At 45.4% G+C, this 14,001-nt stretch carries 13 protein-coding genes, 1 riboswitch and 1 other annotated feature; of the genes, 9 read left to right on the forward strand and 4 right to left on the reverse strand.

All coding sequences use genetic code 11. The annotated features are described in order from the left end of the window. Nucleotides 1-57 precede the first annotated feature (57 nt). Nucleotides 58-1,572 (forward strand): Y-family DNA polymerase, encoded by a 1,515-nt coding sequence (locus CZ502_RS01070; protein WP_076459265.1) that lies wholly within the window; start codon nucleotides 58-60, stop codon nucleotides 1,570-1,572. Beyond that, the gene (locus tag CZ502_RS01075) at nucleotides 1,572-2,003 is read left to right on the forward strand and encodes a hypothetical protein (RefSeq protein WP_076459266.1); all 432 of its coding nucleotides are present in this window, start codon (nucleotides 1,572-1,574) and stop codon (nucleotides 2,001-2,003) included. Before CZ502_RS01070 ends, CZ502_RS01075 begins: the two co-directional genes overlap by 1 nt. 21 nt (nucleotides 2,004-2,024) lie before the next feature. On the opposite strand, the gene CZ502_RS01080 is transcribed toward CZ502_RS01075, so the two are convergent. From CZ502_RS01080 to CZ502_RS01085, 3 genes are all read right to left on the reverse strand, one after another. Further along, entirely contained in the window at nucleotides 2,025-2,549 is a 525-nt protein-coding gene (locus tag CZ502_RS01080) for an HdeD family acid-resistance protein (RefSeq protein ID WP_076459267.1), read from the reverse strand. Between the two features lie 145 nt (nucleotides 2,550-2,694). Next, nucleotides 2,695-2,862 carry a hypothetical protein gene (locus CZ502_RS10740; protein WP_200804207.1) on the reverse strand — a complete coding sequence of 56 codons (168 nt, stop codon included), beginning with the start codon at nucleotides 2,860-2,862 and terminating at the stop codon, nucleotides 2,695-2,697. 11 nt (nucleotides 2,863-2,873) lie between these two features. Beyond that, complete coding sequence (locus CZ502_RS01085) at nucleotides 2,874-3,440, reverse strand: VanZ family protein (RefSeq protein ID WP_076459268.1); 567 nt, start codon at nucleotides 3,438-3,440, stop codon at nucleotides 2,874-2,876. A 142-nt stretch (nucleotides 3,441-3,582) separates the two neighbouring features. Here CZ502_RS01085 and CZ502_RS01090 point away from each other — a divergent pair, with 142 nt between their 5' ends. Further along, nucleotides 3,583-4,917, forward strand: coding sequence for an amino acid permease (locus CZ502_RS01090; RefSeq protein WP_076459269.1), 1,335 nt, complete (start codon nucleotides 3,583-3,585; stop codon nucleotides 4,915-4,917). Between the two features lie 63 nt (nucleotides 4,918-4,980). On the opposite strand, the gene CZ502_RS01095 is transcribed toward CZ502_RS01090, so the two are convergent. Further along, a complete protein-coding gene (locus CZ502_RS01095) occupies nucleotides 4,981-5,436 on the reverse strand; it encodes a Fur family transcriptional regulator (protein ID WP_076459270.1) in 456 nt (151 codons plus the stop codon). A gap of 125 nt (nucleotides 5,437-5,561) precedes the next feature. On the opposite strand from CZ502_RS01095, the gene CZ502_RS01100 reads away from it, so the two are divergent. From CZ502_RS01100 to CZ502_RS01125, 6 genes are all read left to right on the forward strand, one after another. Then, a complete protein-coding gene (locus tag CZ502_RS01100) occupies nucleotides 5,562-7,001 on the forward strand; it encodes an MFS transporter (RefSeq protein ID WP_076459271.1) in 1,440 nt (479 codons plus the stop codon). A 112-nt stretch (nucleotides 7,002-7,113) separates the two neighbouring features. After that, nucleotides 7,114-7,647 carry a DNA-3-methyladenine glycosylase I gene (locus CZ502_RS01105; RefSeq protein ID WP_076459272.1) on the forward strand — a complete coding sequence of 178 codons (534 nt, stop codon included), beginning with the start codon at nucleotides 7,114-7,116 and terminating at the stop codon, nucleotides 7,645-7,647. Nucleotides 7,648-7,716: 69 nt separating this feature from the next. Continuing rightward, nucleotides 7,717-7,823: riboswitch (SMK box riboswitch) on the forward strand. Next, nucleotides 7,821-9,008: a methionine adenosyltransferase gene (metK, locus tag CZ502_RS01110; RefSeq protein WP_076459273.1), complete on the forward strand. Its 1,188-nt coding sequence runs from the start codon at nucleotides 7,821-7,823 to the stop codon at nucleotides 9,006-9,008. Its footprint overlaps the riboswitch before it by 3 nt. A 50-nt stretch (nucleotides 9,009-9,058) precedes the next feature. Next, nucleotides 9,059-9,266, forward strand: a binding site (T-box leader). 66 nt (nucleotides 9,267-9,332) lie between these two features. After that, the gene (gene leuS / locus CZ502_RS01115; RefSeq protein WP_076459274.1) at nucleotides 9,333-11,753 is read left to right on the forward strand and encodes a leucine--tRNA ligase; all 2,421 of its coding nucleotides are present in this window, start codon (nucleotides 9,333-9,335) and stop codon (nucleotides 11,751-11,753) included. 221 nt (nucleotides 11,754-11,974) lie between these two features. Beyond that, on the forward strand, nucleotides 11,975-12,238 hold the full coding sequence (locus tag CZ502_RS01120) for a type II toxin-antitoxin system HicB family antitoxin (protein ID WP_076459275.1): 264 nt from the start codon (nucleotides 11,975-11,977) through the stop codon (nucleotides 12,236-12,238). A 110-nt stretch (nucleotides 12,239-12,348) separates the two neighbouring features. Continuing rightward, nucleotides 12,349-13,998: a putative polysaccharide biosynthesis protein gene (locus tag CZ502_RS01125; RefSeq protein WP_076459276.1), complete on the forward strand. Its 1,650-nt coding sequence runs from the start codon at nucleotides 12,349-12,351 to the stop codon at nucleotides 13,996-13,998. The last annotated feature ends 3 nt before the right edge of the window (nucleotides 13,999-14,001 follow it).

The raw sequence follows: 14,001 nt of genomic DNA on the forward strand, positions 1-14,001 counted from the left end.
TTAACCTGTTAGATTAAAGTATAATGATGCTACTAATTAATCGGAAGGGGCGTCACCATGTCAGCAGAAAAAACTTATTTAGCGATTGATCTAAAGTCATTTTACGCTTCGGTTGAGTGCGCAGCACGAAATTTGGACCCGCTAAATGCTAACTTGGTAGTAGCAGACCAGACGCGGACGAATAAGACAATTTGCCTGGCGGTTTCACCCGCGCTAAAGCAGTTTGGCGTTCCTGGGCGGCCACGGTTGTATGAAGTGGAGCAACGAGTGGCCCAACTTAACCGTGCACGAGCTAAAAAGGCATCCTACCACCACCTTGCTAAACATGGCTCAATTTTTCGTGGCAAATTGTTGAAATCGCCCAACCTGCCAATTGAGTATCGGGTAGCCAAGCCACGGATGAATTTTTACCTACAAAAGAGCGCAGAGATATATGAGATCTACCTGCGTTACCTTCCGCCGTCGAAAATTCACGTTTATTCAATTGACGAGGTAATGATGGATGTCACCGATTATTTACGTGAATACCAGGTGACAGCGCGGGCACTGGCAAAGGAGATAATTCAAACAATCAGTGCGGAGACACGGATCACTGCCACGGCGGGAATTGGGACGAACTTATACCTAGCCAAAGTTGCGATGGATATCGTGGCCAAGCGAATTCCGGGAGACGAGGATGGTGTCCGGATTGCAGCGATGGACGAAATGACCTACCGCAAGTATCTCTGGGCCCACCAACCATTAACAGATTTTTGGCGGGTCGGCCGGGGATACGCAAAACGACTTGAAAAGTTAGGGTTGTCGACGATGGGCGACATTGCCCGTTGTTCGATGGGAACATTGTCTGACAAGCTGAATGAAGAAGTATTATACCGCGAGTTTGGTAAAAATGCAGAGATCCTGATTGACCATGCCTGGGGGTACGAGTCAGCGACGATTGAAGATATTAAAAACTATCGCTCCGCGGAGCACGGAATTTATTCGGGCCAGGTGTTGATGAAGCCGTATACGTATTCTCAAGCACGGCTAGTTGTGAAAGAGATGGTCAACTCCTTGGCCTTGCAGTTAACTAAGCGGCAAGTGGTGACGGACCAAGTCGGGCTGACGATTGCTTATGATATTTCTAACGTCACGAAGGGGTATGGCGGCGCAACAACGACGGATTTTTATGGTCGCCGAGTGCCAAAGCCACTGCATAAAACGCTGCGCTTTGACCTCCCCACGGCTTCCTTTACAGAATTAAGTCACTACTTTCTACAGCTATATGATGGGCAAGTGAATCGTCGGTTGACTATCCGTAAGATTACGGTTATTGCTAACCACCTTGTTTCTGCTGAGGAGGCCCAGCAGGTTGCTCATAGTGAGCAGCTTGACTTGTTTTCCGACCCAACGCGCCATGAGCGTCAGCTGTCAGTAAAGAAAGCGATCCAGGAAAAAGACCAACGAATTCAGCAGTTGATTCTCAATCTGCAAAAGAATTTTGGGAAGAACGTAATCATTCGCGCGGCTGATCTTAAGCAGGGGGCCACGTTAAAGGAACGGAACAACCAGATTGGGGGGCACCAGGCCTAATGAAGGATAAGGAACGAATCGAACAGGCGTTATTTAGTGACACTTCGCGTTATGATGACATAATGGCTGCCCCACGGCATGTTTCGCGGGCGCACTTACCAATGCCGCGGGAAGACCGGGCGGCCCAATTTGCCCCATTTGCAGCATTAACCGGTTATCATAAGCTACTGGCAGAAACAGCGAGCCGCTACCAACGGAAGCATTATTTGAACCAGGCAGAGAAAAGGGTAATTGAAAAGCAGGTTGCTGAGATGCAAGACCACCTCCCACTTGAAGTTAAACTAGAGTATTTTGATGGGCAAAGTGGCTATTACCAGGAATATTCTGGTGAACTACGGCACGTTGACCGTGACCGCCATAAACTAGTCTTTACTGATGGGCTGGCAGTTGCGGTTGCTAACCTAAGAAAAATAAGGGTTCAAGAATCGTAAAAATTCTTGAACCCTTATTTTTTAGAATGCTTGGATAACTTTCATTACCCCAAAGATAATTAAGAATGCTGAGATCAACCAAACAACAGTCATTGCTGAAAGCAGTGGACTGAAGAGAAGGACTACCCCCAGGATCAAACTGATGATTGATAAAATCAAGATGAACCAGTAGTAGCCACGGTGGAAGGCCTTGAAGAACTTAGCACTCATCAATTCAATGATTGAGTCAATGATGAACCAGATGGCGAATAGGATTGCGATAAAGATAACGCCCAAGTCTGGTTGAAAAATGAAGATAACCCCAAGAATAATATCTAAAATTGCTGAAAAAATAAGCCAACCAGATTTTTCATTGAGCAGTTGGTTAATCCGTTGCCGGAACCATAACTCGTAAATCCCCCGAAAGATAAATGAAATCCCGGTGACAATTGCTAAGAAATGCAAGGTCTTGTCGGGATGCTTGATTGAAGCAAAGCCGGCAATCAAGAAAAGAAGGCCAACAATCAGACTAAACCAATCGAAACGCTTCTTTGTTCCTTCAAACATATATAAATTCCTCCTTAATCAGTGCTCCTTATTTTAAAGGTACTAGCTAATAATAACACAATCAGCGCTAAAAAAAGCAAAGGTGGGGAAATAAGCTAATTGCTGAGCTTGATTCCTCACCCTTGCTAAATTATTACCCGGGAAATTAAATGTGTTCTTTGATTCCGTTTGGAAAATCTTTGTCAATTTCCTTTAGAATCGGTAATAGTGAATTGACGTATTCGTGATAAGCGGCAATTGGTTTTAAATCCTTTGCCCGCGCCTGTAGTAATGTTAAGGCAATATCATGTGCCCGCTGTTCATTTGAAATCATCTTTTACCACCTCAATTACATAGTTTATCAGATTTCTCCTTTTTGAGCATGAATTGTTTAATCACCTGGTGGAGAATTGTCTGATCAAGGATAATCATCAAGGCAAAGCCAATCATTGTTCCCAGCGTGTTGCTGATTAAATCATCGACATCTGCGACTCGGCCGATGTGGAAAATGATGTCGCAGACAAACTGGTTAACTTCGATAAATAGGCTGAAGCAAAAACCAATCAGGCTAGCTTTAGCAAATGAAATTTCGTGGTTTGCTAAGTATAGATAAATGCCAAGCGGGAAGGTCATGATGATATTGAGGAAGAATTCTTGGCTGAATCCCTGGAGGGGGATTAGGTTATAGGGGGCACCGTGAAAATAGAAAAGCAACTTATCCGCCGAGGAAAAGTTGAACATTGTTGGGGTTAAGCATAGCCAGTTGATGGCGATGATATAGCAAAAGAAGGTCGCAATGGTAACCCGTTGGGCCGGTGCAGAAAAGCGGGACCATAGGCGGTTGTGGGTGATGAGGAGGGTATTAGCAAAAAAATAGACAAAAAATGGTATCCAGTGAGTTAAAAGTCGCAAAAGTTAGCACTCCTTATTTGCAAAAAGGTATACAATATAATTTCGATGCAATTATATATCATAGTTGAATTATTAATTAATGACTAGGGCTAATCTCCGACATTAAGAAAATGTTCAACTATTTTAACAGGAGAAAGAGATTATGGCAGAAAAACAAAGAAGACTGAAGAGTCGTCACATTCAGTTGTTAGCACTTGGTGGAACGATTGGGACCGGTCTATTCTTGGGGGCAGGGAAAGCAATCCACGTAGCTGGCCCGGCCATTTTGTTTGCGTATCTGATTACCGGAATTGTTTGCTTTGGGATCATGCGAGCGTTAGGCGAACTGCTACTGTCGGACTTGCATTACCAGTCGTTTATGGACGCAATTCAAGACTACCTCGGCAAGCGGGTTAGCTTCGTGGTAGGCTGGGCTTATTGGGCCTGCTGGTTAGCATTAGCGATGGCTGAAGTTACCGCGATCGGTCTTTATTTTCAGCTATGGCTACCACACGTTCCGCAGTGGGTGCCAGGTTTATTAACCCTGGTGGTATTACTATGTTTAAATTTGATGACTGTTAGTACTTTTGGTGAGCTGGAATTTTGGTTTGCGTTAATTAAGGTATTAGCAATAATCATTTTAATCGCTGTTGGGATTATCATGGTGGTTGTTCGCTTCCATTCAGCTAGCGGTTACCTAGCGACGCCAACGAACCTAGTAAGATACGGTGGCTTTTTTGCTACGGGCGTTAAAGGGTTTATGCTATCGTTTCAGATGGTGGTCTTTGCCTTTGTCGGGATTGAAATGGTCGGCGTCACAGCAGCAGAAGCGGAAAAGCCGAAGCTAGTTATCCCCAAAGCAATTAACGGCATTCCCTTACTGATAATGCTTTTTTACCTAGGGGCATTGGCGGTAATCATGTGCATTTACCCCTGGACGAAGTTATCGCCGAACAACAGTCCATTTGTCCTTGTCTTTCGGGATATCGGTTTACCAGGAGCGGCTAGTATTGTAAACTTTATCGTGATTACAGCTGCGGCTTCAGCTTGCAATAGCTCTCTCTATACGACCGGGCGGATGTTGGCAGAATTAACAGCCAATGCCCACCGGCCGGCAATCCGGCAAATCAGTAAGCTATCAAAACACGCCGTACCAGCAACGGCAGTTATCATTTCCGCCTTAATTATTGGGATTGCAGCAGTCTTAAACTTAGTAATGCCAGCGGGGGTGTTCACCTTTGTTTCAAGCATTGCGACGACGAGCTTCTTATTTATCTGGGCGGCAATTATCTTTGCTCACTTGCGTTATCTTAAGGGGCGGCCAGGTGAGCGACCATTTAAAATGCCAGGAGCGCCAGTTAGCGATTACCTGATTTTGTTATTCTTGGCAGTTATCTTTGGTGTCCTCTGTATGGAAACCCAAACCTTGACCGCGCTACTGCTGACCCTATGCTGGTTCGCGGTTCTTGCCATTGTATCCATAACCCAGCGTAGCTAAAAACTGCTAATTTAGATCAAAGAAGCGACCATGGAGAAATTTCCACGGCCGCTTCTTTATTGGTTAACGATTTAAATGTAATTTGCGCTGACAATCCGGACAGAGCCCATGGACTTCGATGTTGTTACCAGTCACGAGGTAGCCTGTCTTTTCACGGGTCATGACTTCCATCTCTTTGGTGATTTCAGTGAAATGGTCATCAAAGACATCGGAAATCTTGCCGCAGTTGTCGCAGACGACATGGTAATGAGGGTGGCCAAAGTAGTCAAAGTGGGTACTCCCGTCACCATTCTTAAGTTCAATTACCAGGTTGTAATCGACTAAGAGCTTTAGGGTATTGTAAACAGTTGCCATACTGATATTATCAACGCTGTCTTTTAAATCTTCATAAATCATTTCGACACTAGGGTGCGTGTGGTGGTTGATCAGGTAGTTAAGGATGACCTTCCGCTGGGGAGTTAGCCGGACCTTGTTCTTCCGTAGCTGTTCAAGCGCACGATCAAATTCTGCCTCTGCCATAAGCCGTCTCCTTCCTTTTTAAAATTGTTATAATCTAATAGTATTATATCATTTACAACCGTGATTTCAAAACCTATAATGAGTAACGCATAGATAATAACAGTTCTAAAGAGGGAGAGACGAATATGGAACAAAATATTGACCAACACGGTAAAACTTATAGCCGTTTTTGGTTTATCTTCACGTTACTTGTGGGGACGTTTACGATGTCAATTAGTCAGTCGTCGCTGTCAACGGCGTACCCAACATTAATGAACGCGTTTGGCATTTCAGCATCAACTGTTCAGTGGTTAACGACTGGTTTTATGCTGGTGATGTGCGTCAGTATGCCGATTAGCCCGTGGATGCTAAACAATTTGAGCTTTAAGACGATGTTTGTCGGTGCGTTAGCACTTTTTGATATTGGGTCGTTAATGATAATTTTGACCCCGTCGTCATGGGGGACGAGTGGCTTCTGGTTTATGATGATCGGTCGAGCAATGGAAGCATTTGCTGTGGGGGTTTTATTCCCGTCCTACCAGACCGTCTTGCTAGAGATCACCCCTAAGTCCAACCGGGGGACGACGATGGGTATCGCCGGGCTGGTAATGGGCTCGGCGCTTGCTTGTGGGCCAATCGTTTCTGGAATTGTCCTTAAGTTCTTCGACTGGAAGAGCTTGTTTATCCTATTTATGATTATCATCACCCTGATAATTGTAATGGCTGCTAGTGGCTTAATTCGGGACGTTATGCAGCGCCATGAAAATAATCTGGACTGGCTTTCCGTTATCTTATTAGTGGGCTTGATCGGGATTATGTATGTCGTTGACCAGACGGGGAAAAAGAATCCCGACTGGTTGACCAATGGGGTTATCCTATTGGTTAGCGTCATCGCAGTTATTTGGTTCTGTGTCCGCCAGCTTCACCTAAAGCAGCCCCTGTTGGAATTGCGGGTAATGAAGACCTTTAACTACGATTTAGCAATCCTTCTTACCTCAATTTCATACATTGCCTTGATTGTTACCACGATCATTTTCCCACTGTACTATCAGGGGGTCTTGAAGGTAAGCCCGTTTGTGTCGGGGATGTCACTAGTTCCCGGAGCCGTATTTTTAAGTATTTTAAACCCACTGTCAGGAAAATTAGCTGATAAAATCGGCTTTAAGCCAACGATGCTTGTTGGGATGGTAATGATTATTGTCGGCTGGACTGCTGGTACGTTAATGCTTAGTCACCTGAGCTTAGTAGCGATGATCCTATGTGCAATGGTCATCGAAGGGGGGAATGCCTTCGTAATGATGCCGGCCGTTACCCTTGGTGCGAATGCATTGCCGGACGAATTGGTTCCACACGGGACGGCCGTTATTACGACTGTTCGGCAGGTCCTCGGCTCGGCGGGGGTAACAATCTCCACATTGATTTTGACGGTTGCCACAGCTAACGCTATCGCCGGTGGGGCAAGTCAACAGGCTGCTTCACTGCACGGCTACCAACTGGTGTTTGGCGGAATGATTATCGTTGAAATTATTGGCTTAATCTTAGCCCTAATGCTAAAAAATACGAAAAAAGAAAGTGCAAAAGCATAAAAAATACGTATATATTAAATAGGGGCCTGGTGGCAATCTAAAAGATATGTACGAATTGGCCCGGCGGTAGATAGTTTGTTTACTGCCGGGCTTTTATTAAGGAGTGAAGCTAATGATGAAAAGACCAGCGTGGGCAGAAAAGACGCCGTTAATGCAAGACTATTACGACCACTACTGGGGGATTCCGGTTCATGATGACCGCCAGCTATTTGAGATGTTATCGCTCGAGTTGTTCCAGGCGGGGTTAACCTGGCAAACGATCTGGCAGCGCCGGGCGGCCTTTCTCACCGCTTTTGCTAATTTTGATATCGGAACGGTCGCTGCTTTTGGGGCCGCAGATATTGAGCGCTTATGTGAGAACAAGGAGATCATTCGCAATCGCCAAAAGATCAACGCAGTGGTTAATAACGCCCAGGTAATCATCCGGATTAGGGAAAATAAAATGTCGTTTGATGAGTACATTTGGCAATTTGTTGATTACACCCCCCAACGCCTGATTTTAAAAGCTGGTGAGAAGTTACCGGCGCAGACGACAGCGTCACAGGCGATGGCCAAGCAATTGAAAAAAGATGGCTTTAAATTTATGGGGCCGACGATTGCCTACTCTTTTATGACGGCCGTTGGCTTAGTTAACGCGCGTCTTTAAGGGAAAGTTTAGTTAGTGAAGTGGTTGGTCATTGATTGTTAGGCGAAAATTATGCTATGATGGTTCTCGTTATGAAGCAAATTCCCGATAGGATTCACGTCTAAACGTGAAGATGCCTTGTAACCGCAACTACGAACTCAAAAAGTTTCAATAGAATATGGGGGAATTAGAAAATGGCAGAACGACATTTATTTACATCCGAATCAGTTTCAGAAGGGCACCCAGATAAGATCGCGGACCAAATTAGTGATGCAATCTTAGATGCCCTTTTAGAAAAAGATCCAGACTCACGGGTTGCTGTAGAAACATCGGTAACGACCGGCTTGGTATTAGTCTTTGGTGAAGTTTCCACGAAGGCTTACGTAAACATCCAACAAATCGTGCGTGACACGATTCGCCAAATTGGTTACACCGATGGTAAGTATGGCTTTGACGCTGACAATTGCGCTGTGATTACCGCCATTGATGAACAATCAGCTGATATTGCACAAGGGGTTGATGACTCCTTAGAGACCCGTGAAGGGGACGCAGATCCGCTTGACCAGATTGGCGCAGGTGACCAAGGACTGATGTTTGGTTATGCAACTGATGAGACACCAGAATACATGCCACTTACACTGGTATTGAGTCACAAGTTGATGCGGAAAATCGCCCAATTGCGAAAGGATGGGACGATTTCATACCTGCGTCCTGACGCTAAGGCAGAAGTTACCGTGGAATATGACGAAAATGATAAGCCATTGCGCGTTGATACAGTTGTATTGAGTACCCAACATGATCCGGAAGTATCATTAGACCAGATCAAAAAGGACGTGATGGAGCAAGTTATCAAGGCGGTTATCCCAGCCGAATACCTTGATGACAAGACCAAGTACTTTATTAACCCCACGGGTCGTTTTGTAATCGGTGGACCACAAGGGGATGCTGGTTTGACCGGTCGGAAGATCATCGTTGACACTTACGGTGGTGCTGCTCACCACGGTGGTGGGGCCTTCTCTGGTAAGGACGCGACAAAGGTTGACCGTTCAGCCTCATACGCTGCCCGTTACATTGCCAAGAACTTGGTTGCTGCTGGCTACGCGAAGAAGGCAGAAATCCAAGTTGCTTATGCGATTGGGGTTGCTGAGCCGGTATCAATCATGGTCAACACCTTTGGCACCGGTACTAAGAGTGAAGAAGAGTTAATTGCTGCCGTTCGCCAGGTATTTGATTTGCGGCCAGCAGGAATTATTAAGATGCTTGATTTAAAGCGGCCAATTTATAAGCAGACGGCTGCATATGGTCACTTTGGCCGCACAGACATCGACCTTCCGTGGGAACATCTTGATAAGGTCGATGAATTAAAGAAAATCTTAGGTTAATTTAATTAACGCTTGCAATCTAGAATTGAGGTTGCTAGAATAGGCGTTAAATATTTGATCGTAATAGAAATAGTAGCTGTTAACCCAGTGTGCAGAGATCTTGTGGCGGTGCAAACAAGAGACTGGTTAGTAGTGAACTCATCTAGGATGATTGCCATTGAATTGAGTAGGTGGTGACGTCTTACCGCGTTAAGGTATCAAGTGCCATGATATCTCATGGAACACGGGTGGTACCGCGGATTAGATTTCGTCTCGTAGAATTATTTCTACGGGACTTTTTTATTACGATTTATGCAAGTGATTTAAGGATAAGGAGCGAAAATAATGGCTTACGATCATACGACGATTGAAAATAGATGGCAAAAATTCTGGAAAAAGAATAAGACTTTTAAGGCCGACCTTAACAAGGACCAAAAGAAGTACTATGCCTTAGACATGTTCCCATACCCTTCTGGACAAGGCCTTCACGTCGGTCACCCGGAAGGTTATACCGCCACCGATGTAATGTCACGGATGAAGCGGATGCAAGGTTACAATGTTTTACACCCGATGGGTTGGGATGCCTTCGGTTTACCTGCAGAACAATATGCTTTGAAGACGGGAAACAACCCCAAGAGTTTTACTAACAAGAATATTGACCACTTCCGCAAGCAAATCCAGTCATTAGGCTTCTCCTATGATTGGGACCGCGAAGTTAACACGACAGACCCTGAGTACTACAAGTGGACGCAGTGGATCTTTGAACAACTCTATAAAAAGGGATTAGCCTACGAAAGTGAAATTATGGTTAACTGGGCACCTGACTTTATGGGCGGGACAGTTGTTGCCAACGAAGAAGTTGAAGACGGGAAGACTAAACGGGGCGGTTACCCGGTTTATCGTAAGCCAATGAAGCAATGGGTCTTAAAGATCACTGCTTACGCTGACCGCTTGATTGATGACCTTGACCTGGTTGATTGGCCAGAAAGCGTTAAGGAAATGCAACGTAACTGGATTGGTCGTTCTGAAGGGGCCGCTGTCTTCTTCCCAGTTGCTGGTGATGAAGATACGAAGATTGAAGTCTTCACGACCCGTGCTGATACCTTGTTTGGGGCTTCATACGTTGTCTTAGCCCCTGAACAAGACCTAGTTGACCAATTGACGACCCCTGAACATCAAGAAGAAGTGGCTAAGTACAAGGAAGAAGCTTCCCGGCGTTCAGACCTGGAACGGACCGACCTCAATAAGGATAAGACTGGTGTCTTCACTGGTTCTTACGTGATTAACCCAGTTAATGGTGAGAAGCTCCCAATCTGGATTAGTGACTACGTGCTTGCTTCATACGGGACTGGTGCCGTGATGGCCGTTCCATCAGGTGACCAACGGGACTATGACTTTGCCAAGAAGTTTGACTTGCCAATTAAGCCCGTGATTGAAGGGACTGACCTTGACAAGGGTGCCTTTGATGGTGACGGAAAGCACATCAATTCTGGTTTCCTTGATGGCTTAAACAATGCTGATGCGAAGAAGAAAATGATCGACTGGCTTGATGAACACAATGCTGGTCACAAGAAGGTTAACTACCGCTTGCGGGACTGGATCTTCAGCCGGCAACGTTACTGGGGTGAACCAATTCCAGTTATTCACTGGGATGATGGGACGACTTCATTAGTTCCGGAAGACGAATTACCATTGCAACTACCAGACACTGATAACATTGAACCATCAGGGACTGGTGAAAGCCCACTTGCAAATGTTGAAGACTGGGTAAATGTTTACGACGAAAACGGCCGTCACGGTCTGCGGGAAACCAACACGATGCCACAATGGGCCGGCTCATCATGGTACTGGTTGCGTTACACTGATCCGCACAATGATAAGGCCTTTGCTTCTAAGGAAGCCTTAGACTACTGGTCACCAGTTGACCTTTATGTTGGGGGCGCAGAACACGCGGTCTTACACTTGCTGTACGCTCGTTTCTGGCATAAGGTCCTCTACGACCTGGGCCTTGTTCCGACAAAGGAACCATTCATGAAACTAGTTAACCAGGGGATGATCCTCGGGGCAAACCATGAAAAGATGTCGAAGTCAAAGGGGAACGTTGTTAACCCTGATGAAATCGTCGATAAGTATGGTGCTGATACTCTGCGGCTCTATGAAATGTTCATGGGTCCACTGACCGAATCAGTTCCGTGGGATGAAAAGGGCCTTCATGGTTCATACAAGTGGATCCAACGGGTATGGCGGTTGTTAATGGATGATAACAACCACCTTCGTGACCGGATTTCAAACTATAACGATGGTAAGCTGACAAAGGTTTACAATGAAACAGTAAAGAAGGTTACCGAAGACTTTGAACGGATGCACTTTAACACGGCCATTTCCCAATTGATGGTCTTTGTCAACGAAGCATATAAGGTTGATGACCTGCCCGTTGAATACATGGAAGGCTTCGTAAAGATGATTTCACCAATCATGCCCCACATGGCAGAAGAATTGTGGAGCCAATTTGGCATTAGTGACACAATCGCTTACCAACCATGGCCAGAGTATGATCCACAGGCACTGGTTGAAAGCAACGTTGAAATGATCGTTCAGGTTAACGGCAAAGTGCGGGCAAAGGTTAAGATGGCTAAGGATACTGACCGTGAAGAAGCACAAAAGATTGCCTTGGCAAACGAGCATGTGCAAAAGTTCACCGAAGGAAAAGACATCAAGAAGGTCATCGTTGTTCCAAATAAGATTGTTAACATTGTTGCTAAGTAAGCAGTAAAAATTGATTGCTGAATTAAGGGTTAAATAATAGTGAGGCTGGGAAGAAACTTTGGTTCTCCTCAGCCTCTAGTTTTATCTCCGAATATTACACAGTAATCGCTGGAAAATGCGCGCCCTCAAAGGTAACTATGGACAAATGTCGTCCGATACCGTGCCACGTCCGTCCTCGATTACCCACCGGGGCGCCGAAAAACTTTTTTGGAGGTAGTTAAATGGAAATCGTAAAGTACCCCGCCTTTTTTACCCCAACCGCAAGTGAAATCCAAGTTGACTTTCCTGACTTGCCGGAAGCGTTCACCCAGGGGAAAACGATGGAAGAGGCGTTAGATTTTGCTAAGCTGGGCCTAGCAATTACTATCAATGATAAGCTTGGTCACTTTGAACCAGCCCCCGTCGCTAGTGATCTTAAAAAGCTTAGAGAAGAAAATCCAACTAAAATTATTAAGATGGTAACGGTTGACCTCGACCAATACTAAGTTAAGGAAAACTTAAAAAGTTTAAATCAAATTGCACGGGCGCTTTATTCACGATAAAATGATTAGGATTGTTTATACGAATAAGAAAAAAGGTAGGGTTATCACAAATCATGGATGAAAACAAGACAAGTGATTTGAATAGTACCGTTACCAATAAGGATTCAAAATCAAAAATGATTACCGGGTCCGCTTGGATGACCGCTGGTAGTATCACTTCACGAATCTTAGGCGCTATTTATATCATTCCCTGGGTTACCTGGCTGGGAGCTTACAGTAATGAAGCCAATGCCTTGTATGCTCAAGGGTACAATATCTATAACCTGTTTTTGGTGATTGCAACGGCGGGAATACCATCGGCAATCTCTAAACTGGTGGCCCACTATAATGGGATCAACCAGTATGGTGTTAGTCGCCGGCTATACCATTCGGGGATGTACGTGGCGATGGCGATGGGGATTATCTGTACCACGGTGATGATGTTTGGGGCTCGGCTGATGGATAACGGGGACCCCAACATGATCCCGGTCATTCGCTCACTGGCCTGGGCAATCCTAATTATTCCGGGAATGTCGATTACCCGCGGCTTTTTACAGGGATATAACTGGATGGCCCCCTCGGCAATCTCCCAGTTCATCGAACAACTTTTCCGGGTGATTTACATGTTAGCGGCGACTTATTTTGTCATGAAGATTCAAAAGGGGAGCTGGGTAACCGCTGTTTCGCAGTCAACCTTTGCTGCCTTTATCGGGGCGATTGGTGCCGTCCTTGTCCTGGGGATTGCCTGGATGCGGCACCAGCGGGAGATGAATATGCTGGTCGCCCAGGGAGAGGTTAATGAGGAGGTTTCGACGCGGTCATTAATTTTTAAGATTATTTACCAATCGATTCCGTTCATCATTATTGAATCAGGGGTCACAATCTTCCAATTGATTGACCAGTATACTTTTAAGCGGATGATGCCACTTGTCGGTCACTTTACTAAGTACCAGATGGACGTCACCTACGCTCTGTTTGCGTTTAACGCTAATAAGCTCTACATGATCGTTATTTCGCTAGCGTCGGCATTAGCTGCAACGGTTATTCCATTGCTGGCAACCGCACGGGCGCAAAATGACCAGGAGGATATGCGGAAACAAATCCAAAACGTTCTTTTACTGTTTTACTTTGTGATGATTCCGGCAGCCCTTGGCTTATCAGCCGTTGCCCAGCAAATTTACACGGTCTTTTACCGTTATGATGCGGCGGGAGTCGTTGTCTTACAGTTTGCGGCCTTTATTTCAATTCCCCTGGGCCTTTACACTGTCGCTGCGGCGATGATGCAGGGGATCTCAGAAAATAAGCGAATGATGAAGTTTTTGGGGATTGGGCTGCTTGTCAAGCTAATTATTCAGTTCCCATGTATTTGGGCCTTCCAGGGGTTGGGTCCCCTGATTGCGACGGGGATTGCAATGTTTGTAATTAATTACTTGATTTTGCACTCCTTTAACATGGAATTTACCCTGCGCTTTGATAAGATGGCAGTTCCGACTAACCAGATCCTGGCATATTCACTGGTCATGTTTGTCGGGACAAAGCTAGTGATGCTGCTAATTGGCCACTTTGTGAGTCCGTATGGCCGTTATACTGCTTTCTTTTCATTGATTCCTGGCGTGATTGTTGGGGTGGTAATTTACCTCTACCTAATTCTTAAATCCCGCTTGGCGGACCGCTTGCTCGGCCCCCGGGTGGAGCGCTTGCGGACAATAATGCATATTAAGTAAAAA

The organism is Limosilactobacillus caccae (genome assembly GCF_900156885.1).
Lineage (GTDB): Bacteria > Bacillota > Bacilli > Lactobacillales > Lactobacillaceae > Limosilactobacillus > Limosilactobacillus caccae.